This window comes from Nocardia asteroides (assembly GCA_019930625.1).
In the GTDB taxonomy this organism is placed as follows: domain Bacteria; phylum Actinomycetota; class Actinomycetes; order Mycobacteriales; family Mycobacteriaceae; genus Nocardia; species Nocardia sputi.
This window is the reverse complement of sequence record CP082844.1, coordinates 3,629,708-3,654,925: the sequence shown is the minus strand read 5'-3', so window position 1 is coordinate 3,654,925 and position 25,218 is coordinate 3,629,708. Positions and strand designations below refer to the sequence as shown.

At 67.6% G+C, this 25,218-nt stretch carries 24 protein-coding genes; 12 read left to right on the top strand and 12 right to left on the bottom strand.

The genetic code is table 11. The annotated features are described in order from the left end of the window. Positions 1 to 72 precede the first annotated feature (72 nt). Positions 73 to 1,035, top strand: a complete 963-nt coding sequence (locus K8O92_16750; protein UAK35326.1) for a dioxygenase — start codon at positions 73 to 75, stop codon at positions 1,033 to 1,035. Between the two features lie 15 nt (positions 1,036 to 1,050). Here K8O92_16750 and K8O92_16745 read toward each other — a convergent pair whose 3' ends face one another. Then, positions 1,051 to 1,443, bottom strand: a complete 393-nt coding sequence (locus K8O92_16745; GenBank protein ID UAK35325.1) for a hypothetical protein — start codon at positions 1,441 to 1,443, stop codon at positions 1,051 to 1,053. 517 nt (positions 1,444 to 1,960) lie between these two features. On the opposite strand from K8O92_16745, the gene nrdF reads away from it, so the two are divergent. After that, positions 1,961 to 2,923 carry a class 1b ribonucleoside-diphosphate reductase subunit beta gene (gene nrdF / locus K8O92_16740; GenBank protein UAK35324.1) on the top strand — a complete coding sequence of 321 codons (963 nt, stop codon included), beginning with the start codon at positions 1,961 to 1,963 and terminating at the stop codon, positions 2,921 to 2,923. A gap of 156 nt (positions 2,924 to 3,079) precedes the next feature. Here nrdF and mgtE read toward each other — a convergent pair whose 3' ends face one another. Continuing rightward, positions 3,080 to 4,444: a magnesium transporter gene (mgtE, locus tag K8O92_16735; protein UAK35323.1), complete on the bottom strand. Its 1,365-nt coding sequence runs from the start codon at positions 4,442 to 4,444 to the stop codon at positions 3,080 to 3,082. Between the two features lie 663 nt (positions 4,445 to 5,107). Between mgtE and K8O92_16730 the strand changes: the two genes are divergently transcribed. The 4 genes from K8O92_16730 (at position 5,108) to K8O92_16715 (ending at position 9,051) form a co-directional block, all read left to right on the top strand. Then, the gene (locus K8O92_16730; GenBank protein ID UAK35322.1) at positions 5,108 to 6,190 is read left to right on the top strand and encodes an ABC transporter substrate-binding protein; all 1,083 of its coding nucleotides are present in this window, start codon (positions 5,108 to 5,110) and stop codon (positions 6,188 to 6,190) included. Next, the gene (locus K8O92_16725) at positions 6,187 to 7,044 is read left to right on the top strand and encodes an ABC transporter ATP-binding protein (GenBank protein ID UAK35321.1); all 858 of its coding nucleotides are present in this window, start codon (positions 6,187 to 6,189) and stop codon (positions 7,042 to 7,044) included. Before K8O92_16730 ends, K8O92_16725 begins: the two co-directional genes overlap by 4 nt. Further along, positions 7,037 to 7,927: an ABC transporter permease gene (locus tag K8O92_16720; protein UAK35320.1), complete on the top strand. Its 891-nt coding sequence runs from the start codon at positions 7,037 to 7,039 to the stop codon at positions 7,925 to 7,927. Before K8O92_16725 ends, K8O92_16720 begins: the two co-directional genes overlap by 8 nt. Positions 7,928 to 8,103: 176 nt before the next feature. Next, positions 8,104 to 9,051 (top strand): TauD/TfdA family dioxygenase, encoded by a 948-nt coding sequence (locus K8O92_16715; GenBank protein UAK35319.1) that lies wholly within the window; start codon positions 8,104 to 8,106, stop codon positions 9,049 to 9,051. A gap of 213 nt (positions 9,052 to 9,264) precedes the next feature. On the opposite strand, the gene K8O92_16710 is transcribed toward K8O92_16715, so the two are convergent. Beyond that, complete coding sequence (locus tag K8O92_16710) at positions 9,265 to 9,729, bottom strand: hypothetical protein (protein ID UAK35742.1); 465 nt, start codon at positions 9,727 to 9,729, stop codon at positions 9,265 to 9,267. A gap of 280 nt (positions 9,730 to 10,009) precedes the next feature. Here K8O92_16710 and K8O92_16705 point away from each other — a divergent pair, with 280 nt between their 5' ends. Beyond that, positions 10,010 to 11,002, top strand: a complete 993-nt coding sequence (locus K8O92_16705; GenBank protein ID UAK35318.1) for an LLM class F420-dependent oxidoreductase — start codon at positions 10,010 to 10,012, stop codon at positions 11,000 to 11,002. Positions 11,003 to 11,107: 105 nt separating this feature from the next. On the opposite strand, the gene K8O92_16700 is transcribed toward K8O92_16705, so the two are convergent. The 5 genes from K8O92_16700 to K8O92_16680 form a co-directional block, all read right to left on the bottom strand. Next, positions 11,108 to 11,929: an SAM-dependent methyltransferase gene (locus tag K8O92_16700; GenBank protein UAK35317.1), complete on the bottom strand. Its 822-nt coding sequence runs from the start codon at positions 11,927 to 11,929 to the stop codon at positions 11,108 to 11,110. A 141-nt stretch (positions 11,930 to 12,070) separates the two neighbouring features. Continuing rightward, positions 12,071 to 15,484 (bottom strand): class 1b ribonucleoside-diphosphate reductase subunit alpha, encoded by a 3,414-nt coding sequence (gene nrdE / locus K8O92_16695; GenBank protein ID UAK35316.1) that lies wholly within the window; start codon positions 15,482 to 15,484, stop codon positions 12,071 to 12,073. Beyond that, positions 15,439 to 15,900 carry a class Ib ribonucleoside-diphosphate reductase assembly flavoprotein NrdI gene (gene nrdI, locus K8O92_16690; protein UAK35315.1) on the bottom strand — a complete coding sequence of 154 codons (462 nt, stop codon included), beginning with the start codon at positions 15,898 to 15,900 and terminating at the stop codon, positions 15,439 to 15,441. The genes nrdE and nrdI overlap by 46 nt, the downstream gene beginning before the upstream one ends. Before the next feature lie 83 nt (positions 15,901 to 15,983). After that, positions 15,984 to 16,217, bottom strand: coding sequence for a redoxin NrdH (locus K8O92_16685; protein UAK35314.1), 234 nt, complete (start codon positions 16,215 to 16,217; stop codon positions 15,984 to 15,986). A gap of 391 nt (positions 16,218 to 16,608) precedes the next feature. After that, positions 16,609 to 17,178 (bottom strand): NAD(P)H-dependent oxidoreductase, encoded by a 570-nt coding sequence (locus K8O92_16680; protein ID UAK35313.1) that lies wholly within the window; start codon positions 17,176 to 17,178, stop codon positions 16,609 to 16,611. Between the two features lie 144 nt (positions 17,179 to 17,322). Between K8O92_16680 and K8O92_16675 the strand changes: the two genes are divergently transcribed. Both K8O92_16675 and nadE read left to right on the top strand, forming a co-directional pair. Further along, entirely contained in the window at positions 17,323 to 17,928 is a 606-nt protein-coding gene (locus K8O92_16675) for a TetR/AcrR family transcriptional regulator (GenBank protein UAK35741.1), read from the top strand. A 22-nt stretch (positions 17,929 to 17,950) separates the two neighbouring features. Next, entirely contained in the window at positions 17,951 to 18,775 is an 825-nt protein-coding gene (gene nadE, locus K8O92_16670) for an ammonia-dependent NAD(+) synthetase (GenBank protein ID UAK35312.1), read from the top strand. A 4-nt stretch (positions 18,776 to 18,779) separates the two neighbouring features. On the opposite strand, the gene K8O92_16665 is transcribed toward nadE, so the two are convergent. From K8O92_16665 to moaA, 4 genes are all read right to left on the bottom strand, one after another. Next, complete coding sequence (locus tag K8O92_16665) at positions 18,780 to 20,015, bottom strand: sigma-70 family RNA polymerase sigma factor (protein UAK35311.1); 1,236 nt, start codon at positions 20,013 to 20,015, stop codon at positions 18,780 to 18,782. 1 nt (position 20,016) lies between these two features. Further along, on the bottom strand, positions 20,017 to 20,730 hold the full coding sequence (locus K8O92_16660) for a YciI family protein (GenBank protein UAK35310.1): 714 nt from the start codon (positions 20,728 to 20,730) through the stop codon (positions 20,017 to 20,019). 258 nt (positions 20,731 to 20,988) lie between these two features. After that, positions 20,989 to 21,231, bottom strand: coding sequence for a MoaD/ThiS family protein (locus tag K8O92_16655; GenBank protein ID UAK35309.1), 243 nt, complete (start codon positions 21,229 to 21,231; stop codon positions 20,989 to 20,991). Beyond that, positions 21,224 to 22,282 (bottom strand): GTP 3',8-cyclase MoaA, encoded by a 1,059-nt coding sequence (gene moaA, locus K8O92_16650; GenBank protein UAK35308.1) that lies wholly within the window; start codon positions 22,280 to 22,282, stop codon positions 21,224 to 21,226. The genes K8O92_16655 and moaA overlap by 8 nt, the downstream gene beginning before the upstream one ends. 174 nt (positions 22,283 to 22,456) lie before the next feature. Here moaA and K8O92_16645 point away from each other — a divergent pair, with 174 nt between their 5' ends. From K8O92_16645 to K8O92_16635, 3 genes are read left to right on the top strand one after another with little or no spacing between them, the layout of a single operon-like run. Next, positions 22,457 to 23,692: a molybdopterin molybdotransferase MoeA gene (locus K8O92_16645; protein UAK35307.1), complete on the top strand. Its 1,236-nt coding sequence runs from the start codon at positions 22,457 to 22,459 to the stop codon at positions 23,690 to 23,692. Beyond that, positions 23,689 to 24,783, top strand: coding sequence for a bifunctional molybdenum cofactor biosynthesis protein MoaC/MoaB (moaCB, locus tag K8O92_16640; protein ID UAK35306.1), 1,095 nt, complete (start codon positions 23,689 to 23,691; stop codon positions 24,781 to 24,783). Before K8O92_16645 ends, moaCB begins: the two co-directional genes overlap by 4 nt. Further along, positions 24,770 to 25,204, top strand: coding sequence for a molybdenum cofactor biosynthesis protein MoaE (locus K8O92_16635; GenBank protein ID UAK35305.1), 435 nt, complete (start codon positions 24,770 to 24,772; stop codon positions 25,202 to 25,204). The genes moaCB and K8O92_16635 overlap by 14 nt, the downstream gene beginning before the upstream one ends. Positions 25,205 to 25,218 lie beyond the last annotated feature (14 nt).

Genomic DNA, 25,218 nt, shown 5'->3' with positions numbered 1-25,218 from the left:
CGCCGGTTCACAGCGAACTCCCAGCGCGATCCCAGCCGATCACGAGCGCACGTTCCTAACGTCACGGGGACGATGTCGACCGACGAAAGGCAGACTGTGGGCGTACGACGCGGTGAGAGGCACGAGCACGATCTCGGCCTCGCACACGATATGAAGGTTCTGGTGTCCCGGCGCCGCGCCCTGTTCTTCCTCGGGGCGACGGCGGGCGCCGCGGCGGCGGTCGTGGGCGGCTGCGCGACGGGATCGGACGAGACGGCGGCCACGACCTCCGGCACCGGATCAGCGACCACCGCGCGATCCGGCGACATCGCCGCCGCGCCACAGGAGACCGCGGGACCGTATCCGGGCGATGGGTCCAACGGACCCAACGTCCTCATCGAGTCGGGTGTGGTGCGCAGCGACATCACCACCTCGTTCGGTTCGTATTCCGGTGTCGCGCAGGGTGTTGCGATGACGCTCGAGTTGACGCTGCGCGATCTGGCGAACAGCGGGGCGGCCGGAGCGGGCATGGCGGTGTACGTGTGGCACTGCGACCGGGACGGCAACTACTCGCTCTACAGTAGCGGTGTCACCGAGCAGAACTACCTGCGCGGCGTCCAGGTGGCCGACGCCGACGGCAAGGTGTCGTTCACGTCGATCTTCCCGGCTTGCTACTCGGGACGGTGGCCGCACATCCATTTCGAGGTCTACGACTCGCTCGAGACCGCGGTCGCCGGCCAGAACGCGCGACTGACCTCGCAGATCGCACTGCCGCAGAACACCTGCGAGGCGGTATTCGCCCACGACTCCGGTTACGCGCGCAGCGTGGCGAACCTTTCGCAAGTCACGCTCGCCTCCGACAACGTCTTCGGCGACGGCTGGGACGCGGAACTGGCCACGGTGTCGGGCGAGCCGTCCTCCGGGATGCGGGCCTCGCTCACCGTTGGCGTCGCCGAGCGATCACAGAACACCCGGTCGGACAACGGTTCCGGTGCCCAGCCCGGTGGACGCCCGCCCGGCGGCAGCGGAGGGCCCGGCGGCCGCCCACCGCGGTAGCCGGGCGGCCCGCGATCACGCGGTGGCGAGTTGCCTGGCCAGCGCCCAGATCACGAGGACGTCGATGGCGATCAGCACCAGCGCCCAGAACGGGTAGATCGACACGAACAGGAAGTTGTCCAGGATGCTGATCGCCGCCAGCCCGATACCGGCGAGAAAACCCCAGGTCCTGCCCGACACGACGCCGAGTGCCGCGCACACCGCCAGCACCCCGATCGTCACATGGATCCATCCCCAGGTGGCGACATCGACCAGAAATACCTGATCCTCGGTCACCAAGAAGACGTCGCGTCCCCCGATCGCCGCCATGGCCGTCAACAGATGCAGGACACCGGCGACGAGGATGAGCACGCCCGCGAAGATCGTCATGTCGCTGAGCACCGGACGGGTGGTGATCGGACTGGTCATGGCAACTCACTCCTTCCGAACACAGGGGACATCCTGCGCCCAACGTAGCCGCTCGCCCGGCCGGATCGGCGCAGGCGGACGGGTGGGTCCGTGGCCGCGCGGTAGCGGTGCGATCCCCGGATCGTCCCGCGGCGGTCGTGACTTCCGGCACGATCGACGCCTCGGCACGCCGGTGGCATGACGAATGGACGGATCCGGCAACGCTTTCGCGGCCGCGGGGCAACGAGCATCCGCCCCTGTGAGTCGCGTCGGCGGTCCACCGATACCAGCTCCCCGGACACCGTATGGCAAACATTCGGCGATCGATTCGTGCGCCGGTGCCGATGTGGCCGCCCGGGGGTGCGTGCCGCACAATGGGTGGCCGCGCGCGGCGCGTCCCCGCGTTCTTTCCCAGGTGGGACACCGGTCGCGGCGACACAAGGTGTTGTGCTGAGCGGAGATGTCACCCCCAAGGAGTAGTGTCCCGGGGGTAGGAATTCCGTGACGGCAGCGTGCTCGGGAAAGGCGTGGAGGCAGGATGAAACTGATCGATCGGGTGTCGGCCATCAACTGGAATCGGGTGCCCGACGAAAAGGACGCCGAGGTCTGGGACCGGCTGACCGGCAACTTCTGGCTGCCGGAGAAGGTGCCGGTCTCCAACGACATTCCGTCGTGGAACACCCTCACCGCCGACGAGAAGCAGCTGACCATGCGGGTCTTCACCGGCCTCACCCTGCTGGACACCATCCAGGGCACGGTCGGCGCGGTGAGCCTGATCCCGGACGCGCTGACCCCGCACGAAGAGGCGGTGCTGACCAACATCGCGTTCATGGAGTCGGTGCATGCCAAGAGCTACAGCTCGATCTTCTCCACGCTGTGCTCCACCCGCGAGATCGATGAGGCGTTCCGCTGGTCGGAGGAGAACCGCAACCTCCAGCGCAAGGCCGAGATCGTGCTGGGGTACTACAACGGAGACGATCCGCTCAAGCGCAAGGTCGCCTCCACACTGCTGGAGAGTTTCCTGTTCTACTCCGGCTTCTACCTGCCGATGCACTGGTCGTCGCGGGCCAAGCTCACCAACACCGCCGACATGATCCGGCTGATCATCCGCGACGAAGCCGTCCACGGTTACTACATCGGCTACAAGTACCAGAAGGGCTTGGAGCTGGCCTCTCCAGCCGAGCGCGCCGAGCTCAAGGACTACACCTTCGAGCTGCTGTTCGAGCTCTACGACAACGAGGTCGAATACACCCAGGACCTCTACGACGAGGTCGGCCTCACCGAGGACGTCAAGAAGTTCCTGCGCTACAACGCCAACAAGGCGCTGATGAACCTCGGCTACGAGGGCCTGTTCCCCAAGGACGAAACCGAGGTCAACCCCGCCATCCTCTCGGCGCTGTCCCCGAACGCCGACGAGAACCACGACTTCTTCTCCGGCTCCGGCTCGAGCTACGTCATCGGCAAGGCCGTGAACACCGAGGACGAGGACTGGGAGTTCTGAACGACCGCCACGATTCGACGCGGCGGCGGACCGGTCCGCCGCCGCGACCCGTTCGGCACACCCCGGGCTGACCCTTTCACGAAACGGTCGGCATCGATCCCGATACGAAGCCGGCTCCCGGCGCGGAATCCCTTCGGGGTCCGCGCATTCGGACCTTCAGATTCCCAGCACCAGTTTCGCCGTGGTGAAGTAGATGATCAGGCCGGTGGCGTCGACCAGGGTGGTGACCATCGGCGCGGACACGACTGCCGGGTCGATGCGAAGCTTCTTGGCCAGCAGCGGCATGGTGCCGCCGATGGTTGCGGCCCAGCCGCAGATCAGGATCAGGGTGATCCCGACGACCAGAGCGATGCGCGGGCCGACGAACAGGGCGCCGATCGCCAGGCCCACCGAGGCCAGCAGCGAACCGAGCACCAGGCCGACCCGGCATTCCCGCCAGATCACCTTCAGCAGGTCCGACGCCCGGACCTCGCCGACCGCGACCGCGCGCACACAGGCGGTGGCGGCCTGCGCGCCCGCATTGCCGCCCGCGCCGATGAGCAGCGGGATGAACAGCGCGAGGTGCGCGGCCTGCTGCAAGGTGCCCTCGAAGAAGTCGGTCACGCTCACCGTCAGGGTCGCCGCGAACAGCAACAGCAACAGCCACAGCGCGCGATAGCGGGCCAGCTGGAACACCCCGGCGGCCATGTAGTGGCCCTCCCACGGCGCGGAACCCGCCTGCAGCGCGACGTCCTCGCTGTCGGCGGCCTCGATCACCTCGACCGCGTCATCGATGGTCAGCAGCCCGACCAGCCGGTCCTCGCTGTCCACCACCGGCAGGTTGATGTCGTTGGTCTCGCGCATCAACCGGGCGGCCTTCTCCGCGGAATCGGTGGCGCGAGCGAAGGCGGGCTCGGTGACGACCAGCTCCGACACCATCGTCTCGGGCTTGCTGAGCACCAGCTCGCGCAGTTCGACGATGCCGGTCAGCCGCCTGCCCCCGTCGACGACGGGCAGCGTGTACACCGTCTCGGCGTTGGCGCCTTTGGCTCGCACCATGGCGAGCGCCGCGGCCACGGTGAGGTCGCGCGGCAGCGCAACCACCTCCGGCGTCATGTATTGACCGGCGGAGCCCTCCGGGTAGCCGAGCAGGCTCGCGGTCATCCGCCGCTCGCGCGGGCTCAGCCCGGCCAGCGCCTTCTTGGCGACCTTGGCAGGCGCTTCGCGCAGCATGCGGGCGCGGTCGTCGGGCGCCATGCCCTCGACCAGGTCGCGGAAGCTCTGATCACGCAGCCCCTGCAGGATCTGCTGCTGGTCCACCGGCTCGAGTTCCTCGAAGACGGCCAGCGCCAGGTCTTTGTCGAGCAGGCGGAACGCCATCCCGGCCCGCACCGCGTCCATGCGGGCGAGCTGATCGGCGATGACGTGCGGCGGATGGTTGCCGAGCCAGTCCAACGCGGCGTCCACGCGTCGGGTTTCGACGATGTCCTGGAGGGATTCGGACAGCGTCGGACGTACTTCGATGATGTCGGTCTGCGACATGGGAGGACCTCAGCACATGCGTGAGTGAACAGAGAACGCGAAAATTCACACCGCGGGCGCCGGCCCCTGCCGTCGCGACCTGATCAGGAATGCGAAGGGGCGGCGCCGCGCGGCCTTCGACTGGGAGGTTCGCTGCGCATCGCTACCCCACCTCCCTCTCGTCGTCGCCGCGGATCTCGGATATCCGCACCATTCGGATCAACATCTCGCGGACGCGAAACGTCCTCGTGCAGCTTACATCGCTTCGCAGACAATGATCGCCTTCGAGCGGGCGTTGTGACCGAACCGGCTTTCGCGCACCGCTCACGCGGACCATCGGGAGCGCAAGTTTGGACGCACCCGGCGTAGAACTGTTGCTCCCACGCTTGGGAACCGGGACAGTATGAGCCGAGCAGGCCCCGGACCCGGCAAGGTCACCGGAGCAGGCCCACGCCTCAGCACAGCTCACGGAAGTCTCGAAGTGTCGACAGCAACAGCACTGATCCGCCGTCGGGCGGTCGACTTCATGCGCGTTCCGCACGGAATCTGTTGCCGCTGACGTAGCGCGGCCACCGGTCCCGACCGGATCCGCGTGGTCATCAACCGCCGCTGCTTCCGCCGCGGTGTCGCCGCATGCCGAGCATCCCCCCGCACGGTGTCTTCTCGTCTTCGAAAGTACGAACAATGCCTCTCCCCCTACCCTCCCGGCGCGTCGCCCGCGCTCTCTCCGCCGCCGCAACGGTGCTCACCGGCCTGTCCGTGCTCACCGGATGCGGTGAGTCCGCTCCCGCCAGAACCGCCGACGGCAAGACCGTGCTCCGCTACCAAGGAAGCACCGGGCAGGTGAACCCCTTCGAACTGGCCGACGACCTCGGTTACTTCACGAAGATCAGCTTGCGGTGGGAGGGCGACACCACCAGTGGCCCGGCCAGCATCCAGGCCGCGGCCACGAATCAGGTCGAGGTCGGCAGTGCGTTCAACGGCGCGGTGGTGAAGCTGATCGCGGGAGGGGCGAAAGTCACCTCCGTGCTCAGTTCCTATGGCGCGGACGAGGAGTCGTTCACCGGCTATTACGTGCGTGACGACTCCGGCATCACCTCGGCACGCGATCTGATCGGCAAGAAGGTCGCCGTCAACACTCTCGGCGCACACCATGAGTTCATCACCAGGGAGTGGCTGCATCGGCAGGGCCTGTCCGACGACGAGATCAAGCAGGTGGAACTGGTCGTCGTGCCACCGGCCAACACCGAGGACGCGGTGCGCAAGGGGCAGGTCGACGTCGGCGCCTTGGGCAGCGTCTTCCGGGACACCGCCCTGCAACGCGGCGGCATCCATCCGCTGTACACCGACAAGGCCATCTTCGGCACCTTCGGCTACGGCACGTATGTCTTCCGTGACGACTACATCGCCAAGAATTCCGAAGCGGTGGAGGACTTCGTGCAAGGCACCGCGCGCGCAATCCGCTGGTTGCAGGTGACGCCCCGTGACCAGGTGCGCGAGCGGTTCGTCCAGATCATCGGCAAGCGCGGCCGCAACGAGAACACCAGCTTGGTGCCGTACTGGCTCAGCTCCGGCATTCCGGCGCCGGGCGCGGTGGTCGCGGAGAAGGAACTGCAGATCTGGATCGACTGGCTGGTGCGCAACGGCGAACTGCCGGACGGCAAGTTGAAGGCCGCGGATCTGTACACCAACGAGTTCAACCCGTACGCCAACGGCAGATATCAACCGGAGGCCGGGCCGACCGGAGAGGCGGTGGCCGCGAAATGACCACGGCGACAAAACTATCGCTGACCGCGGTGGGCAAGCAGTTCGCGCTGCGCGGCTCGCACGAGCGGTTCACCGCGATCGAGGACATCTCGCTGGAGCTGCGCGAGGGCGAGTTCCTGGTGCTGGTCGGCCCGAGCGGGTCGGGCAAGTCCACCTTGCTGGACCTGCTCGGCGGGCTGAGCAAGCCGACCTCCGGTGAGATCCTGCTGGACGGCAAGCCGATCACCGGACCAGGCCTGGATCGCGGGATCGTCTTCCAGCAGTACGCGCTGCTGCCCTGGCGGACCGCCCGCGCCAACATCGAATTCGGCTTGGAAGCAAAAGGGTTGCGCCGCAAGGCGCGCCGCGAGCTCGCCGAGCACTACCTGGAGCTGGTCGGCCTCTCCGGTTTCGGCGACCGCTACCCGCACGAACTGTCGGGCGGCATGAAGCAACGCGTCGCGATCGCGCGCAGTCTCGCGTTCGATCCCGAGGTGCTGCTGATGGACGAGCCGTTCGCCGCGCTCGACGCGCAGACCAGGGAGTCGTTGCAGGACGAGCTGTTGCGCATCTGGCGGGCCACCGGCAAGACCGTCCTTTTCATCACCCACGGCATCGACGAGGCGGTATACCTCGGCCAGCGGGTGGCCGTGCTGACCTCGCGACCCGGCCGCGTCAAGGCCGTGGTCGAGGTCGAGATCGATCGGAACGCCGCCGACGACATCCGCTCCTCCGAACGCTTCCGCGACTACCGCCACGAGATCTGGACGCTGCTGCACAGCGAGGTCCAGCGGGCCGCGAGCCTGGAACGGGAGTCCCTGTCGGACCGCACCGCCGACATCGAATCCACCACCGAGAGGACGGCCCATGTCTAGTGCCATACAGCTGAGCGAGCGGCCGGTGCGGGAGAAGCCGGCCGCGCCCACCCGGCCCGCCTCGACGCCCCGGGTGAAGGCGGCGTCCGCCCCGCTGACCCGAGCCGTCCGGATCGCGAGCCGCTTCGCCTGGCGGGTGTTCAAACCGACGTTCGTGATCGCGCTGTTCTTGCTGCTGTGGCAGATCGCCCCGGCCCTCGGGCTGGTGGACGAGGTGTTCCTGCCGCCGTTCTCGGTGGTCGCCCAGGCGTTCGCCGATTTGGTGGTGAGCGGGGAGATGTGGACACACATCTCCGCGAGCCTGAATCGTTCGCTGGTCGGGTATTCGCTCGCGTTGGCCGCGGGCATTCCGGTGGGCATCTCGATCGCCTGGTACAAGCCGGTGGCGGACTTCCTGAACCCGATCCTCGAACTGTTCCGCAACACCGCGGCGCTGGCGTTGCTCCCGGTGTTCCTGCTGATCCTCGGCATCGGTGAGACCTCGAAGGTCGCCATCGTCGTCTACGCGAGTTTCTTCCCGATTCTGCTGAACACCATCACCGGCGTGCGCACCGTGGACCCGTTGCTCGTCAAATCCGCCGCTTCCCTGGGATTTTCGCCGCTGCGCCTGTTCCAGAAGGTGATCCTGCCCGCGGCGCTGCCGTCCATCTTCACCGGTCTGCGGATGGCCGCCGCCAGTTCGATCCTGGTTCTGCTCGCCGCGGAGATGTTCGGGGCCAGAGCCGGGCTCGGCTATCTGATCACCGCCGCGCAGCAGAACTTCGCGATACCGAACATGTACGCGGGCATCCTCGCCATCTCGCTGCTCGGTCTCGGGTTCAACGGCCTGCTGGTCGCCCTCGAACGACGCCTCTCGCGGTGGCGCGCCCCGGCGAACGGCTGACCATGACCGCCCGGTTCCAGGATCGCCGCATCCGGAAGGGGTCGCCGTGCGGGCGCTGACCAAACGGCGCGTCGTCGACTTCATGCGGGTGTGCGGCAGCGCTTGTCACCTTGCCGGACACCCCGCTTCTCCGGTCTACACCGGCCCGATCCTCTATTCCGAAGTGAGTTCTCCCGATGACCGCCGTACACGAAACCCCTCTCTCGATCGCCACCGATAACGCGGTGCACGTCGCTCCCGTCGCCGGTTACCTCGGCGCCGACGTCTCCGGCGTCGATCTGCGCGAGCCGCTGACCGACCAGCAGGTCGCGGCCATCACCGACGCGCTGCACACCTACAAGGTGCTGTTCTTCCGTGATCAGCACATCGACCACGCTCAGCAGATAGCCTTCTCCCGCCGGTTCGGCGCGGTCACGCCGTCGCACCCGTACGATGACGACGCGCCCACCGAACACCCCGAGATCCTCGCGGTCGACAGCCGGCTGTACGAGAAGCGCTTCGGTGTGCGGAAATTCAGCTACACCAACCACTGGCACACCGATGTCTCCGCGCTGATCAACCCGCCCGCGGCCTCGATCCTGCGCGCCGAGATCGCCCCGGAACGCGGCGGCGACACCAGCTGGACGAATCTCGTCGCCGCCTACGAGAACCTGCCGGAGTCGCTCCAGCGTTTCGTCGAAGGGCTGCGCGCCGAACACCGGTTCGGCGGCAGCAGGCCGGTCTGGGATGCCAACAGCGACTACGCGAAGAAGGTCGCGGCCGCGCCGCTGGTCACCGAGCATCCGGTCGTCCGGGTGCACCCGGTGACCGGCGAACGGGCCCTGTTCGTCAACCCCGGCTTCACCACCAGGATCGTCGGACTCGCCCCGCATCAGAGCGACGCCGTGCTGAAACTGCTGTTCGACGAAGTGACCAACCCGGCCTACACGGTGCGGTTCCGCTGGCAGAAGGGCAGCATCGCGTTCTGGGACAACCGCGTCACCGCGCACCTCGCGCCGAGCGATCTCGACCACCTCGACGTCACCCGGGTGCTGTACCGCACCACACTCGAGGGCGACATCCCGGTCGGCGTGGACGGTGAGCCGTCGAAGTCCATCGCCGGAGCGAAGTTCACCGGCGCGTAGGAACCGGACAGGCGGAATCGGCCGGGTGCCGCGCAGGACGCCCGGCCGATTCGCGCCGTCACGACATGTGCGAGCCGACCAGAACTACGGCCGGCCGGCGCGGGAACCGCTGCCAGGGGAATCATGCGGTACTCGGCCGTCACGGCGAGCTTCTCGAACTGCCGAAGGCCTGCTCGACCGGGCTCATCGACAGGCACCAGGCCGCCCACTGGGCTACGGGTGCACCGGCGGCGTCGGATCTGTCGTCGCCAGCACGGCTCGCTCCACCTCGTCCCAGGTCGGGACGTGGAGCACCCACTCGGGAATCGGCTCCGGCTGCACGCCGAACAGCAACCGGTACGGCACCAGATCACGCAGCACGCGGTGCACGTCGAGGCGGTCGTCGATCATGTGCGTGATGCCGAGTTCGGCGCAGTGCACCGCCTTGTCCCCCCGGGCACGGCAGAAGCGCACATTGTCGCGGGCGATCCCGGTCCGGTCGTAGAAGTCGTGGTGGTCGAGCCACTGCCGGGTGCGCTGCTCGATCTCGGGGCCGCATTTGGAGATGACCCACGCGCGTCCCTCGAAGCGCTGCACCAAGCGCGTCAACACCTCGAAAGCGCCCGGGCTGGGCGGGGTGCGCAGCGCCTGCTCGAGACCGCCGGAAAGAAACACCGTGTCCTCGTCCCCGGGCGCCATGGCCGCCCCTTGGATGACCCGGCCGAAATCGACGCCGAGCCGGGGCTGCCTTCCATCGTTGTGAAGTCTTTCGTTCATACAGTTCCAGCGTGCGGCATGCGCCCCGTCTCCCGCCAGCGGATTTCACCACAGGCGACCGGCGGCGCGGCCTGGTCCGCCGTGCGCGGAATTGGGTGCGTCGAGCGCCGAACGGTTGCCGGCGAGCGGCGCACTCGCGACAGTGGGAAGGAAAGCCGCGGCGCTCGCCGCGGCGGTTCGGGTACATATGAAGGAGATATTCGTGCGCTTCGGCATCTTCATTCCGCAGGGGTGGCGGCTCGATCTGGTCGGCATCGACCCAGCCCACCAGTGGGGGGTGATGCGAGACCTCGCCCAGCGCGCCGATGCGAACTCGACGTGGGAATCGCTGTGGGTGTACGACCACTTCCACACCGTTCCGGTCCCCACCGAAGAGGCCACGCACGAAGCATGGACGCTGATGTCGGCGTTCGCCGCCACCACCTCGCGCATCCGCCTGGGCCAGATGTGTACCGCGATCAGCTACCGCAACCCCGCCTACCTCGCCAAGGTGGCCGCGACGGTCGACCTCATCTCGGGCGGCCGTGTCGAGATGGGTATCGGCGGTGGCTGGTACGAACACGAGTGGCGCGCCTACGGCTACGGCTTCCCGTCCGCGGGCGAACGACTGGGCCGCCTCGACGAGGGTGTACAGATCTTCCGCCAGGCCTGGACCACCGGTTCGGCCACTCTCGACGGCAAGTACTACCAGGTCGACGGCGCTATCGTCCGTCCGCTTCCGCTGCAGGAGGACGGTATTCCGTTGTGGATCGCGGGCGGCGGGGAGAAGAAGACGCTGCGCATCGCCGCGAAATACGCCAAATACACCAACTTCAGCGGTGATCCCGACGAATTCGCGCACAAGTCCGAGGTGCTGCGCGCGCACTGCGCCGACGTCGGCAGCGACTTCGACGCTATCGTCCGCAGTTCGAACTTCAACGTCGCCATCGGCTCGACCCAGGCCGAAGTCGAGGATCGCCTCGCGGCGCTGACCGCACGCCTGACTCCCGTCATCGGCGCCGACTCGGCCGAGACCTACCTCGACATGCTGCACAGCAGCGGCGCCACGATCGGCACTCCCGAGCAGATCATCGAGAACCTACGCCGAGTTCGCGACCTCGGCCTCGGCTACGCCATCCTCAACTTTCCCGAAGCCGCCTACGACACCTCCGGCATCGAACTCTTCGAACGCGAAGTGATTCCCGCGTTGAGTTGATCGTCCACGAACAGGTCTTCCGAGCGGCCGAGCCCGCGAAATCCACGCTCGGCCGCGAGACCGGAGGCCGCCGACGCTCCGCGCGGGCGCGGCGAACAGCACAGTTCACCGTTTACGGGCGACCGCGCTCCAGCAGTTGACTTGCGAGTCGAGCCATGCCGGTGACGCGGTGGCCGGGCGCCACTGGTTGGCGACGACGATTCCCGGGTCCAGAAGTTCCAATCCGGTGAAGAACCGAGCGAATTCGTCCCGCGTGCGCGTCTGCGCATAGACCCCGCTCTGCCGATACACGTCGAGCGCATTGTCCATGATCTCGGGTTCGAGGTCGGCGGTGATATGCGAGACCACGAGGAACGAGCCGGGCGCGAGGGCATCCAGCAACGTCTCGACGATGCCGTAGGGGTCCTGCTCGGCGGACAGGAAATGCAGCACCGCGACCAGGCTCAACGCCACCGGGCTCTTCAGGTCCAGGGTGTCGGCGAGTTCGGGCGCGGACAGGATCGCTCCCGGGTCCTTCAGGTCGGCGTCGATGTAAGCCGTGCGTCCCTCCGGCGTACCGGTGAGCAGCGCGCGGGCGTGGCTCAGCACGATCGGGTCGTTGTCCACGTAGACCACCCGCGCTTCGGGGCTCGGCGCCTGGGCCACCTGGTGCAGATTCGGTTCGGTGGGGATGCCGGTACCGATGTCGAGGAACTGCACCACACCCATCGCGGTGAGAGCGTTCACCGCGCGGTGCATGAAAAGCCGGTTCTGCCGAGCCGCGACACGAGCGGTGGGAAACGCCGCGATCACCTTCTCGGCCGCGTCCCGATCCACTTGGTAGTGGTCTTTCCCGCCCAGGACGTAGTCGTATATTCGGGCGCTGCTCGGCACGCTCGAGTCATGGATTGCCCTGAGCGGCTCACCGTTGCCGCCGAGATCGGTCATCGTCGTTCCCATCACTACCGGATCGCCTCTGCGCCAGCATATTCCAGATGCGGACCGGACACCGCACCACAACGGAGGCCCGGCATGGGAATAGGCCGCAGGGTGGCCCCCGGCGGGAGGCCACCCTGTTCGCTACGCCGATCACAGCATGCAGGAGACGCAACCCTCGACTTCGGTTCCCTCCAGGGCCATCTGGCGCAGCCGGATGTAGTAGAGGGTCTTGATGCCCTTGCGCCAGGCGTAGATCTGGGCGCGGTTGAGATCGCGGGTGGTAGCGGAGTCCTTGAAGAACAGCGTCAGCGACAGGCCCTGGTCCACGTGCTGGGTGGCCGCGGCATAGGTGTCGATGATCTTCTCGTAGCCGATCTCGTAGGCGTCCTCGTAGTACTCGAGGTTGTCGTTGGTCATGTAGGGCGCCGGGTAGTAGACGCGCCCGATCTTGCCCTCCTTGCGGATCTCGATCTTCGACGCCACCGGGTGGATGGAGCTGGTGGAGTGGTTGATATAGGAGATCGACCCGGTCGGCGGGACCGCTTGCAGGTTCTGGTTGTAGATGCCGTGCTCCATGACCGAGGCCTTCAACTCACGCCAGTCGTCCTGGGTCGGGATGTGCACGCCCGCGTCGGCGAACAACTGGCGGACGCGATCGGTCTTCGGCTCCCACGCCCGATCGGTGTACTTGTCGAAATACTCGCCGCTGGCGTACTTCGATTCGGGGAATCCGCCGAAGTAGGTACCGCGCTCGATCGCGATCCGGTTCGACGCCCGGATCGCGTGGTAGACCACGGTGTAGAAGTAGATGTCGGTGAAGTCGATGCCCTCTTCGGACCCGTAGTGGATCCGTTCCCGCGCCAGGTAGCCGTGCAGGTTCATCTGTCCGAGACCGATGGCGTGCGAGGAGTTGTTGCCCTGTTCGATGGACGGCACCGAGTAGATGTGGGTCTGGTCCGACACCGCGGTCAACGCCCGGATGGCCACCTCGATGGTCTGTGCGAAGTCCGGTGAGTCCATCGTCTTGGCGATGTTCAGCGACCCGAGGTTGCAGGAGATGTCCTTGCCCACCTTGGCGTAGGACAGGTCGTCGTTGAACTCCGAGGGCGTGGAGACCTGCAAGATCTCCGAGCACAGGTTGGAGTGGGTGATCTTGCCCGCGATCGGGTTGGCCCGGTTCACCGTGTCCTCGAACATGATGTACGGGTAACCGGACTCGAACTGCAACTCGGCGATGGTCTGGAAGAACTCGCGCGCCTTGATCTTCGACTTGCGGATGCGCTTGTCATCGACCATCTCGTAGTACTTCTCGGTGACGTCGATGTCGGCGAACGGCTTGCCGTAGATGCGCTCCACGTCATAGGGCGAGAACAGGTACATGTCCTCGTTCTTCTTGGCCAGCTCGAAGGTGATGTCCGGGATGACCACGCCCAGCGAGAGCGTCTTGATGCGGATCTTCTCGTCCGCGTTCTCCCGCTTGGTGTCCAGGAACCGGTAGATGTCCGGGTGGTGCGCGTGCAGGTATACCGCGCCCGCGCCCTGACGCGCGCCGAGCTGGTTGGCGTAGGAGAACGAGTCCTCGAGCAGTTTCATGATCGGGATGACGCCCGAGCTCTGGTTCTCGATCTTCTTGATCGGCGCACCGTGCTCGCGAATGTTGCTCAGCAGCAGAGCGACACCGCCGCCACGCTTGGACAGCTGCAGCGCGGAGTTGATCGAGCGCCCGATGGACTCCATGTTGTCCTCGATGCGAAGGAGAAAGCAATTGTGGACGACGGCGCCGCGAATCGTGTAGGTGTGCGTGCGCTCCACGTGGAGGTTGTACACCTTATCGGGAGCGTACTCGGTGCGCTCGATCGCTCGGACACCGTACACGTGGCGGCCGTGAACGACCTGGTACGTTGTGCGCTTCGTGCCTTTTCGCCCGGTGTAGTTGTGCAGGTTCTTGCCGATGTCGAAGATGAACTCTTCATTGGTGCCGGGCAGGCCGGGCACGAATATCTGCCCGGTTGGGTTCCCGGCCTGATTGAGGTAGCTGCGGACCACCGACACGATGCCCAGGCGCCGCAGAATCAGCTGTACCTGATCGATCAGCTCGGGATTGACCAGATCGAGCACCATTCCACCGCTGGTGCTGCATCCGTCGCCACGGAAGAGGCCGGCTACCAGGCCACGCAGGAAATCTTCGTCGGCGGTCATCACTTCGTGTGACAGCCGCTTGGTCGCGTAGCCCGTGGCCAGCGACAGCATCAACGATGCGACGACCTTGCTGTTGCATACCATTCGGGTGGAGTGGTCGGAATGGTTGGTGTGCAGGGTCAACTCGGCCCCGAACACCTGCTTGAAGGCCATGCCCAACTCGACGTGGTACTCGGCTTCGTGCGCGCCGAGAGTGAAGTGAACGCCGTTCGGCGCGACCCCGTCCACACCCGAGCGCTTGGACACATGTCCTTCGGCAAGGTACCAACCGAGGATCAGGCCGAACTCGTAGGACTCCTCGACATACCGGTTGACCGCTACGAAATTCTGGTTGTACCGCTGCTTGTTCCGATGCTTGGCGTCCACATTCACTTTACGAATCAGCCCGTCGACCTCCTCGTAGCGGCCCGCCCCGACGACGTCCATCAGATCGAAAACGCGGCGGTCACGCGTGTCGAGCGGAGCGGTCGTCACGATGAAATCGGACGGGTGCACATCCTGAGCCGCCAACCATACGAAACCGTTGAACGGGTCGGCACCGTCGCCATCGATCAGGGTTTCGACGTCACGGGTGGTCCAGACCAGGATCGGATGCTCCGGGGTGCACCGGATCGGCTCCTTGTGCCCGAAGTGCGAAATCGAGACCAGCGCCTGATCGTTCGGGTTCTCGATGAGCTTCTCGACTACCGCGTACGAGCCGTCGTGCGACAGCACACGGTCGCCCGGGCGCAGGCTCTCGATCGGGCGGGGGCCCTCGCTGGTGTCCACCGGGGTACCGGCGGGGAAGCACGACACCGGCTCGCCGCGCTGCTTCTTGCCCGAGTTCAGGAAGGTCGGGGTGGCCGGCTGGAAGCGGCCCTCGATGATCTCGTCGACCAGTTTGCCCGCCAGCGCCTCGTCACCGGCGGCGAGGGTGAGCGCCACCATGCACACCCGGTCCTCGAACCGCTCCAGGTAGCGCTTGCCGTCGAAGGTCTTCAGCGTGTAGGAGGTGTAGTACTTGAAGGCGCCGAGGAAGGTCGGGAACCGGAACTTCTTGGCGTAGGCCTGCTTGAACAGTTTCTTGATGAACTCGCGGCTGTACTGGTCGAGTACCTCTGCCTCGTAGTAGTTCTCCTCGACCAGGTAGTCCAGCTTCTCGTCCAGATTGTGGAAGAAGACGGTGTTCTGGTTGACGTGCTGCAGGAAGTACTGGTTGGCGGCCTCACGGTCTTTGTCGAACTGGATCTCGCCGTCCGGACCGTACAGGTTCAGCATGGCGTTGAGGGCGTGGTAGTCGAGGACCTCGTCCGCTTCGGCGCCGCGGACCGGGGGCTGCTCTAAGCGAGCTGTTTTTCCGGCCGGTGCTGTCGTTGCTGTTGCCAAAACAATCCCAATCCCTCTCGGACGCGTTCGACGTCCTCAGCGGTTCCCATGAGTTCGAAGCGATACAGGTACGGCACCCCGCACTTGCGTGCGATCAGCTCGCCCGCGTAGCAGAAGGTGTCGCCGAAGTTCGTGTTGCCCGCCGCGATGACACCGCGCAGCAGGGCGCGGTTGTGCGGATCGTTGAGGAACTTGGCGACCTGCCGCGGTAGGAAATCCTTATCGGATCGGTCGCCCCCCAGCACGTGCCGACCGCCCCCATAGGTGGGGACGATCAGCACGTACGGTTCCTCTACGCGCAGCGAGTCGGCGGTGTGCAGTGGTATGCGAGTCGCCGGGAGTCCCAGCTTCTCGACGAAGCGATGCGTGTTCTCCGAAGCGCTGGAGAAGTAGACCAGCGCCGTCGTCTCCGACATGGTCGCCTTCCTTCTTCTCGGGAGTGCCGCGCGGCGGACCACCCGGCGCTCGCCCTTCGGATGAACAGGAAGCTGCGCAGGCTTCAGGCCGCCACGGTCGCGAGCGACTTGATGCGGTCGGGCCGGAAGCCCGACCAGTGATCGTCCCCCGCCACCACGACCGGCGCCTGCAAGTACCCGAGGGCCATGACGTAGTCACGCGCCTCGTCGTTCTCCGAGATGTCGATGACCTCGTAGTCCACCCCGGCCTTGTCGAGGGCCTTGTAGGTGGCGTTGCACTGGACGCAAGCGGGCTTGGTGTACACGGTGACGGTCATTGATGTCCCTCTCTCCTTGTGCCTGATCCACAGCCTGAGATCCGTATGCATGCACGATCGACGTATGCTGCGCAAACTCCTGGAGCCGGACCCGAATCCCCTGATCAGCCACGCGTGGCCGACCTCTGATGAGCGGGGCCTCTCACCGTCTTCCAGTAGCGAAGACACTACACCTAGTGGCCGACAGATTCCTACAACACGACATGTAGCGAGTCACATCGGTGAAATTCCATCGAGAGAAGTACCAGGACGCTCGATTCACCCCCGCATCAAACAGTGGCGCAGATCACTGTTCGGCGCTTCAGCTTACTTTCAGCAACCCCCCAGGCGTGCGAAGAGGGCCACCGCCGCGCAGGCCACGGTGACCCTCGTTCGAAACCGGAGATGGAGCTTACACCGACGCCAGTTCGCCGCGCGTGGCCTCGACCAGTTCGCGCACGGTGCCGGCCAGCTGGGTCAGCGCCTCGGCATCGTCGCGCGGATGCGCGGCGCCGAACCGCTCGCCGATGACGCCGAAGTGCAGATGCGCGGACTCGACCACCCGAGCACCCGCTACGCCGAGCGCCTTGACCGCGTCGCCGTGCGCCCACTGCGCCGCGTTCGGGCTGATCGACGCGCTCACCACGGCGGTGGGCTTGCCCTTGATGGCGCCCGCGCCGTAGGGGCGAGAGGCCCAGTCGATCGCGTTCTTCAACACCGCCGACAGCGTGCCGTTGTACTCCGGGGTCACCACCAGCAGGCCGTCCGCCTCGGCGACCGCGTCGCGCAGCGCCTGAGCGGCCGCGGGAACCGAACCGGGCACGTCGATGTCCTCGTTGTAGAACGGGATGTCGGCGAGTCCGTCGTAGAGGGTGACCTCGACACCCTCCGGCGCGGTATGTGCGGCGGCCTCGGCCAGCCGCCGGTTGACCGAGGCGGCACGCAGGCTACCGACGAGTGCAAGAATGCGGGTCTGACTCATGACGACTCCTGGTGTACTGAATGAGGTGGTGTCCGTACGTTCATCACACACTAACCGGACCATGGTCCGATTACTTCCCGCGGAGTCTGCGTGAGCGCTGTGAACTACCCCACACCCGACGCGTCGCCATCCGGCGTACGTGGGCTGCTCGACGTCGGTGCGCCGCTGCCCGGCACGTCGGGGCCCGCCGAACGCGCCGACGCGGCGCGCAACCGCCGCCTGCTGCTGGACGCGGCGCAGCAGCTGGTGCGTGAACAGGGCGTCGACAGCCTCACCATGGACGCGCTGGCCAAACGCGCCGGGGTCGGCAAGGGCACGGTATTCCGCCGGTTCGGCAACCGGTCCGGCCTGATGCTCGCGCTGCTGGACCACTCCGAGCAGAAGTTCCAGGAGGCGTTCATCTTCGGGCCGCCGCCGCTCGGCCCGGGCGCACACCCGGTGGAACGACTGGTCGCCTTCGGTCGAGCCCGGCTGCTGGACATCGAAGTGGAAGGCGAACTGCATCGCGCCGCCGAGATCGGCGAGGCCGGTGACCGCTATTCCGGCGGGCCGTACGGATTGCTGCGCGCGCATGTCGCGATGCTGCTGCGGCAGGCCGACGTGACTGGAGACGTCCCGCTGCTCGCCGACGGACTGCTGGCGATGATGGGCGCGGCGCTGGTAATACACCAGATGCAGGTTCTCGGCTATACCCGCGAGCAGATCGGCGACAACTGGGAGAGCGTCGTTCGGCGCGTCGTCGCCCGGTGAAACGCCTATAGACTCGGGCGCCATGGGGAACCTGCGCGAACAGATCATCAGTGAATTGGGCGTCCGGCCGACGATCGAACCGAAGGACGAGGTACGACGCCGCGTCGATTTCCTCAAGGACTATCTGAACGCCACCCCCGCACGAGGTTTCGTTCTGGGCATCAGCGGTGGGCAGGACAGCGCGCTGGCAGGCCGGCTGTGCCAGCTCGCGGTCGAGGAACTGCGCGCCGACGGCGTGGACGCCACCTTCCTCGCCGTCCGGCTGCCCTACGGCGTGCAGGCCGACGAGGCGGACGCGCGAATCGCGGTGCGGTTCATCCAGCCCGACCGCGAAGTCGTGGTGAACATCCGGCCCAGCGCGAACGCCGCGGCCGCCGAGACGGCGACCGCGTTGCAGGTCCACGAACTTCGGGACTTCGTGCGCGGCAACATCAAAGCGCGCGAACGCATGGTGATCCAGTACGCGCTGGCCGGACAGGAGAACCTGCTCGTGGTCGGCACCGACCACGCGGCCGAGGCGGTCACCGGATTCTTCACCAAGTACGGTGACGGTGGCGTCGACCTCACTCCGCTCACCGGCCTCACCAAGCGTCAGGGCGCCGCGCTGCTCCAAGAACTCGGCGCACCGGCCAGCATCTGGTCCAAGGTGCCCACCGCCGATCTGGAGGACGACCGCCCCGCCCTGCCCGACGAGGAGGCGCTCGGCCTGCGCTACAGCGAGATCGACGACTACCTGGAGGGCAAAGAGGTCACTCCGGAGGTCGCCGAGCGGCTGGAGAGCATCTTCCGCGGCACCCGGCACAAGCGCACTGTCCCGGTGACTCCGCTGGACACCTGGTGGCGTTAGAGGCCTAGCGAGCCGCCTCGCTTTCGGCGAGACGGCGAGCCAGGAACCGCCGCGCTTGATCGTTGCGCGCCAGTGTCAACGCCACGCGGTAGTTCGCCGCGGCCTCCCGCCACCGGCCGCTGCGTCGCAGCAGGTCGGCGCGGGTCGCGGGGACCAAGTGCGATCCGGCCAGCCGCGGATCGGCGGCGACCTCGTCGAGGGCGGCCAAGCCCGCGTCGAATCCGCGGGAGAATCCCACGGCCACGGCGCGGTTCACCGACACCGCCGGTGACGGGGCCAGCCGCAGCAGTTCGTCGTATTCCGCGGCGATCGAGTGCCAGTCGGTCCGCGCCCAACTCGGCGCTGTCGCATGCGCGGCGGCGATGCGCGCCTGCACCAGGTACGGGCCGCTGCCCTCGGCTTCGGCGGACCGCAGGCACGCCAGCCCCGCCCGCACCATCGCGTGGTCCCACCGCGACCGATCCTGTTCCTCCAGTGGCACCGATTCCCCGTCGTCGCGCCGACGCTGCTCCCGGCGGCTGTCCTGCAACAGCATCAGCGCCAGCAGCGCCCGCGCCTCGGGTTCCCCTGGAAGCAACTCGCACAGCAGCCTGCCGAGCCGGATCGCCTCGTCGCACAGCTCGTCGCGCACCGCGGTGGGACCCGAAGTGGCGGAATACCCTTCGGTGAACACCAGATACACGCACGCCAGCACACCCGGCACCCGCTCCGGCATCAGGTGCGCGGGCGGCACCCGCAGCGGGATGCCCGCCTGCCGGATCTTGGCCTTCGCACGCGTGAGCCGTTGCGCCACCGTGTGTTCCGGTTGCAGGAAGGCACGCGCGATCTCGGCCGTCCGTAACCCGCACACCAGGCGCAGCGTCAGGGCCACCTGCGAGGGTCGCGCCAGTGCCGGATGGCAACAGGCGAAGATCATCCGCAGCTGGTCGTCCGGCACCGGTGACACCTCGTTCTCCTCGCTCGGCGTCCGGGTCAGGACCGCGTCGTATTCCTTGGCCGCCCGCGCCGACTCGCGCCGCAGCCGGTCCAGCGCTCGATTGCGGGCGGCCGTGGTGATCCACGCCCCCGGGTTCGACGGCAGCCCGCGCTCCGGCCAGGTGCGCACGGCGTCGGCGAATGCCTCCTGCACGGCGTCCTCGGCCAGTCCGATGTCCCCGACGGTCCTGGCCACCGTCGCCAGAGCCCGGCCGAACTCGGCGCGGTAGACGGCGTCGATCGTCGCGGCCTGCCCCGTCCGCACGTCAGTCGCCCAAGTCCACGACCCGGCGCAGCTCGGTGCGCCCGCGCTCGCCGAGCGGGATGGCCGCCGCGATCCGCACCGCCTGCTCCCGGTCCGGCGCGGCGAACAGGTACAGCCCGTCGACCACCTCGGCCGACTCCGCGTACGGACCATCGGTGAGCAGCAGCTTCCCGTCGCGCACCCGCACCGTGGTCGCCGAGGACGGCGGTTGCAGCGCCCCGCCACCGCGGAGGGCAGCCGCGTGCTTCTCACCGAACCGCTCATGGTCGGCGACCGCGTCGTCCCACTCCGGGCTGCCCGGCGCGATCACCGCGTCCGGCACTTCCCACAGCAGCGCCAACCACCAATCCGCGCGCGGGGTGTCGTGGGGCGACCACATCACCATGGGGCGCACCTCGACCGCTCCGTCCTCGGCGGCGGGCACCTGACGCGCCAGCCGGATGGCCTCGTCCAGGTCGGCGGCCTCGAAGACGTAGAACCCGCCGACGACCTCGGCCTGCTCCGCGAACGGGCCGTCGGTGACGAGCGTCCGACCGTCGGCCCGCCGGATGTGCAGCGCGTCGGCGGAGGGGTACAGCGCCACGCCGCCCGCGACCGCCGCGGCCTCGCGTTCCTCGAACGCCGCGTACTTCGCCACCTCCGCGTCGAACTCCGGGGTGCCGGGCCGCACCCCGGGGCCGTCTTCACGTCCTACCAGTGTCGCCAGGTAGTGCATAACGTCATCCTTCCTCGCAGCGAGGGGCTCGGATACCCCTTCTACTCGGACGACGAAACGCGCGGGCCGATCTCTACACTTCGCCCGGAGAAATCCCGCGCGGCCTCAGCGGACTCGCCCGCCGTTCGCCTCGGCGGTCGCGCAGCAGATCGCGGATCAACTCGACATAGATCCGCTCCGGCGCGGAAACGCAGGCACCCTCTGCCCATGTCGTGTCCTGCCGAGCGGTCGGCGAAGGCCCTTATCCCGCCCCAGTGCCTATCCGCCCGCGAAGGGTGGCAGGACGTCGACACTCGGGCTGAGCGCGGCCGTGGGGTCGCGGGTGAGTTCGTCGCCGATCAGGTAGGCGCACACCGACAGCATCTTCTCCAGGTCCGTGCCGTAGGTCGCCGACAGGGCGGCCCGCAGGTCGGACACCGTGGCTCCGGCCGGGAGATCGAGGGTTTCGCTGTCCTTGCCGACGGCGTCGGCGATCGCGGCGAAGTAGCGGATCTCAACCACCGATGGCTCCCATCGTCCGCTCCGGAGGAACGAAGCCTTCGGCGTCGATCCCGTGACCTGCCCACTTGTCCCACATCGCGCCGCGCCAGAGGGTCGCGACCTCCTCGTCGCCCGCGCCGGAGCGCAGCGCCTGGCGCAGGTCGAATTCCTGGTCGCTGAACAGACAGGAGCGCAGCATGCCGTCGGCGGTGAGCCGGGTGCGGTCGCAGGTGTCGCAGAACTTGCGGGTCACGGTCGCGATGATGCCCACGGTGCCGGGCCCGCCGTCGACCAGCCACTTCTCCGCGGGAGCCGACGGGTCGGCGCGGCCGACCTCGGTGAGTTCGAACCGGGCGCCCAGTACGTCGAGCAGTTCGGCGGCGGTGACCATGTTGGCGCGGGCCCACTCGTGGTCGGCGTCGAGCGGCATCTCCTCGATGAAACGCAGCTCACAGCCCTCGTCCAGGCACCAGCGCAGCAGATCCGGTGCTCCGGCGAGGGTTTGGCGCATCAGGACGGCGTTGACCTTGATCGGGGCCAGCCCAGCGGCCCGGGCGGCACGGATGCCCGCGAACACCGATTCGAGGCGGTCGCGGCGCGTCAGCCGCGCGAAACCGGCCCGGTCCACCGTGTCCAGCGACACGTTCACCCGGCGCAGGCCCGCGGCGGCGAGGCCGCGCGCGCGGTGTTCGAGCCCGATACCGTTGGTCGTCATCGCCAACGGGATGTGCGGCACCTCGGCATGGCACCCGGAGATGATCTGTTCCAGGTCGCGGCGCATCAGCGGCTCACCCCCGGTGAAGCGGACCTCATGCACCCCCAGATCCCGCACCGCGAGGCGCACCAGCCGAACGATCTCCTCCACCGTGAGCAGTTCGTGCCGCGGAATCTCCGGCAGCCCCTCCTCGGGCATGCAGTAGGTACAGCGCAGCGAGCACTTCTCGGTGATGGATACGCGTAGGTCGCGGGCGACGCGTCCGAAACGATCCAGCAAGTAGGGGGTATCGGGCCGGCCGGCGAGCGAGGGACGCCCGGAACGCACGGCGGGAATCCCGATCTCGACCAGAGTCACACGTCCATTATGACCGCCTGTCCCGATTCGTCTGCGGGCGGAATGGCGCGCCGGCTGCTCACCACGGGGACGGTCCCGCGGTGAGGCCCGTGTCCGGGTGGGGTGACCTGCGCACGGACGGCGCACGGCCACGGAGGCGGAGAATCGCCCGGATCGGGCGTTAGGCTGACTCGCATGAACCCTCGGCCCGCCGACGTCTCGGCCAGGCCCGTCGACGACTACCGCGCCGGCGTCGAACAGCTGCTGCGGCCGCTGGCCGCGCGCGCGGTCGAGTCCGTCGAGGTGCCGCGGGCGCTGGGCAGGCAACTCGCCGAGGATGTCCGTTCGCCGATCGACCTGCCGGTGTTCCGCAACTCCGCGATGGACGGATACGCGGTGCGCGCGGAATCGGTGCTGGTCGCCCCGGTCACACTGCCTTTGACCGGCGTGGTCGCGGCAGGTGCCGCGGGCCGCACGCCCCTGCCGCCGGGCGCGGCGATGAAGGTGATGACCGGCGCGCCGATCCCGCCCGGCGCGGACTGCGTCGTGCCGGTGGAGGACACCCGAGCGGGCGACGGCACCGTGACCATCGAGCGTGGCCGCGGCGCAGGCGACTTCGTGCGTGAGCCGGGCACCGACGTACGCAGCGGCGACCTGCTCGTGCGTACCGGGACCAGGCTCGCGCCCCGGCATGTCGCCGCCCTCGCCGCGGTCGGCCTGCCCGCGGTGACGGTCTTCCGCCCGGTGCGCGGCGCGGTGATCACCACCGGCGACGAGCTGGTCGAGGCCGGAAAGAGGCTGCGTCCCGGGCAGATCTACAACTCCAACGGCGTCGCCCTCGCCGCGGCGCTCGCGGCGAACGGCGTCGAGGTGGTCTCGGTCGCGCACAGCACCGACGATCCGGCGCGTTTCCGCGCGCTGCTCTCGGCTGCGACGGAGGCCGCCGATGTGGTGTTCACCTCCGGCGGGGTGTCCAAGGGCGACTTCGAGGTGGTCAAGGACGTGCTCGAGCCCATGGGCGGGCAGTTCGGTTCGGTCGCGATGCAACCGGGCGGCCCGCAGGGGCTGACCGTCGTCGAGGGTGTGCCGGTGCTCAGCTTCCCCGGCAACCCGGTCAGCACGATGGTGTCGTTCGAGGTGTTCGCCCGCCCGATGCTGCGCCACCTCGCCGGGCTGCCCGAGGTGGACACCTACGAGCTTCCGCTGCGCAACGCCGTGGCGCGCTCGCCGGAGGGGAAGCGTCAATTCCTGCGCGGCAAGCTGGTCGGCGCTCCGCGCGAGGCGCACGGGCATCCGGAGGCGGTCGAGGTGGTGTCCGGGCCCGGCTCACACCTCGTGGCGGCCATGGCGTGGGCCGACGTGCTGATCGACGTGCCCGCCGAGGTCACCGCGCTGCCCGCCGGAGCGTTTGTGCGAGTGTGGTCCTTATGAGCGAGTTGTCCCATGTCGATCACGAAGGTCGCGCCCGCATGGTCGATGTGAGCGCCAAGAGCGAGACCACCCGGATCGCCGTCGCCGCGGGCGAGTTGCGTACCACGGCCGAGGTGGTCGCGCTGGTGCGAGCCGACGACATGCCGAAGGCGGACGTGCTGGCCACTGCCCGCATCGCGGGCATCGCGGGAGCGAAGAAGACCGCCGAGCTGATCCCGCTGTGCCATCAGCTGGCGCTGTCGTCGGTGCGGGTCGAGTTCGGTTTCACCGACACCGCCATCACGATCGAGGCCACCGCGAAGACCAAAGGCCCCACCGGGGTCGAGATGGAGGCGCTCACCGCGGTCGCGGTCGCCGGGCTCACCCTGCACGACATGGTGAAAGCGGTCGACCCCGCCGCTACGCTCACCGACGTGCGGCTGCTCACCAAAGAAGGCGGCAAGCGCGGGCATTGGGAGCGCCCGGCCGAAGCGGCCTCCGAGGAGAGCGAGATCCTGCCTTCCGCTGATGACGAGCTGTCCTCCGATGACGCGGATGACGCGGATGACGCGGATGATGCGGATGACGCGGATGACACCCCGGAGTACGCCGAGCCGGAATTCGACGGGGAGGAACGCTCGGCGGTGGTGCTGGTCGCGTCGACCGGCGTCGCGGCGGGCACCCGCATCGACACCACCGGCCCGGCGCTCGTGGACTGGCTGGCCGGTCTGGGCTTCTCGGTGCGCGGTCCGCTGGTCTACGCCGACGCCGAGATCGAGATCGGGTTGTCCGACGCGTTGCGGTTCGAACCCTCCCTCGTCATCAGCACCGGCGGAACCGGCGCCTCGCCGACCGACGGCACCCCGGAAGCCACCCTCGCCGTGCTCGATCGCGAACTTCCCGGTGTGGCGGAGGCGATCCGGCAGCGCGGTACCGCGAAATTCCCGCTCGCGGCCCTCAGCCGCGGTGTGGCCGGGCTCGCCGGCCGCTCGGTGATCGTGAATCTGCCGGGATCGCTCGGCGGCGTCGAAGACGGCATGGCGGTGCTGGAGCCGCTGTTGGATCATCTGCTCGCACAAGTTGCCGGAGGTGGAAGTCATGACAACGGCTGAGGCCACGGTCCGGCTCGCCCGGATCAGCGACCAGCCGCTCGACCCGGCGGAGGTCGAAGCGGCGGTCACCGGACCGCATTACGGCGCGGTCGTGGTGTTCACCGGCAAGGTCCGCGATCACGATGGCGGACAGAGCGTTTCGTCCCTGGAATACTCCGCGCACCCGCAAGCGGAGCGTTTCCTGCACACCGTCTGCGCCGAAATCGCCACCACGCACGGCTTGCCGGTCGCCGCCGTGCACCGCATCGGGTCGCTCGGCATCGGCGACCGCGCGATCGTCGTCGCGGTGGCGGCGGCGCATCGCGGCGAAGCGTTCGCCGCGTGTGCGGAACTGGTGGACCGGATCAAACACGAGGTGCCGATCTGGAAGCGCCAATTGTTCGCCGACGGCCTGTCCGAATGGGTGAACGCCTGCGGGTGATCTGTCCGTGACAT

What these genes read in the sequence shown, in the direction of transcription:
- K8O92_16750 (UAK35326.1), top strand. Translation starts at nt 73, where the DNA reads ATGTCGACCGACGAAAGGCAGACTGTGGGCGTACGACGCGGTGAGAGG.
- K8O92_16745 (UAK35325.1), bottom strand. Translation starts at nt 1,443, where the DNA reads ATGACCAGTCCGATCACCACCCGTCCGGTGCTCAGCGACATGACGATC.
- nrdF (UAK35324.1), top strand. Translation starts at nt 1,961, where the DNA reads ATGAAACTGATCGATCGGGTGTCGGCCATCAACTGGAATCGGGTGCCC.
- mgtE (UAK35323.1), bottom strand. Translation starts at nt 4,444, where the DNA reads ATGTCGCAGACCGACATCATCGAAGTACGTCCGACGCTGTCCGAATCC.
- K8O92_16730 (UAK35322.1), top strand. Translation starts at nt 5,108, where the DNA reads ATGCCTCTCCCCCTACCCTCCCGGCGCGTCGCCCGCGCTCTCTCCGCC.
- K8O92_16725 (UAK35321.1), top strand. Translation starts at nt 6,187, where the DNA reads ATGACCACGGCGACAAAACTATCGCTGACCGCGGTGGGCAAGCAGTTC.
- K8O92_16720 (UAK35320.1), top strand. Translation starts at nt 7,037, where the DNA reads ATGTCTAGTGCCATACAGCTGAGCGAGCGGCCGGTGCGGGAGAAGCCG.
- K8O92_16715 (UAK35319.1), top strand. Translation starts at nt 8,104, where the DNA reads ATGACCGCCGTACACGAAACCCCTCTCTCGATCGCCACCGATAACGCG.
- K8O92_16710 (UAK35742.1), bottom strand. Translation starts at nt 9,729, where the DNA reads ATGGCGCCCGGGGACGAGGACACGGTGTTTCTTTCCGGCGGTCTCGAG.
- K8O92_16700 (UAK35317.1), bottom strand. Translation starts at nt 11,929, where the DNA reads ATGACCGATCTCGGCGGCAACGGTGAGCCGCTCAGGGCAATCCATGAC.
- nrdI (UAK35315.1), bottom strand. Translation starts at nt 15,900, where the DNA reads ATGTCGGAGACGACGGCGCTGGTCTACTTCTCCAGCGCTTCGGAGAAC.
- K8O92_16685 (UAK35314.1), bottom strand. Translation starts at nt 16,217, where the DNA reads ATGACCGTCACCGTGTACACCAAGCCCGCTTGCGTCCAGTGCAACGCC.
- K8O92_16680 (UAK35313.1), bottom strand. Translation starts at nt 17,178, where the DNA reads ATGAGTCAGACCCGCATTCTTGCACTCGTCGGTAGCCTGCGTGCCGCC.
- nadE (UAK35312.1), top strand. Translation starts at nt 17,951, where the DNA reads ATGGGGAACCTGCGCGAACAGATCATCAGTGAATTGGGCGTCCGGCCG.
- K8O92_16660 (UAK35310.1), bottom strand. Translation starts at nt 20,730, where the DNA reads ATGCACTACCTGGCGACACTGGTAGGACGTGAAGACGGCCCCGGGGTG.
- K8O92_16645 (UAK35307.1), top strand. Translation starts at nt 22,457, where the DNA reads ATGAACCCTCGGCCCGCCGACGTCTCGGCCAGGCCCGTCGACGACTAC.
- moaCB (UAK35306.1), top strand. Translation starts at nt 23,689, where the DNA reads ATGAGCGAGTTGTCCCATGTCGATCACGAAGGTCGCGCCCGCATGGTC.
- K8O92_16635 (UAK35305.1), top strand. Translation starts at nt 24,770, where the DNA reads ATGACAACGGCTGAGGCCACGGTCCGGCTCGCCCGGATCAGCGACCAG.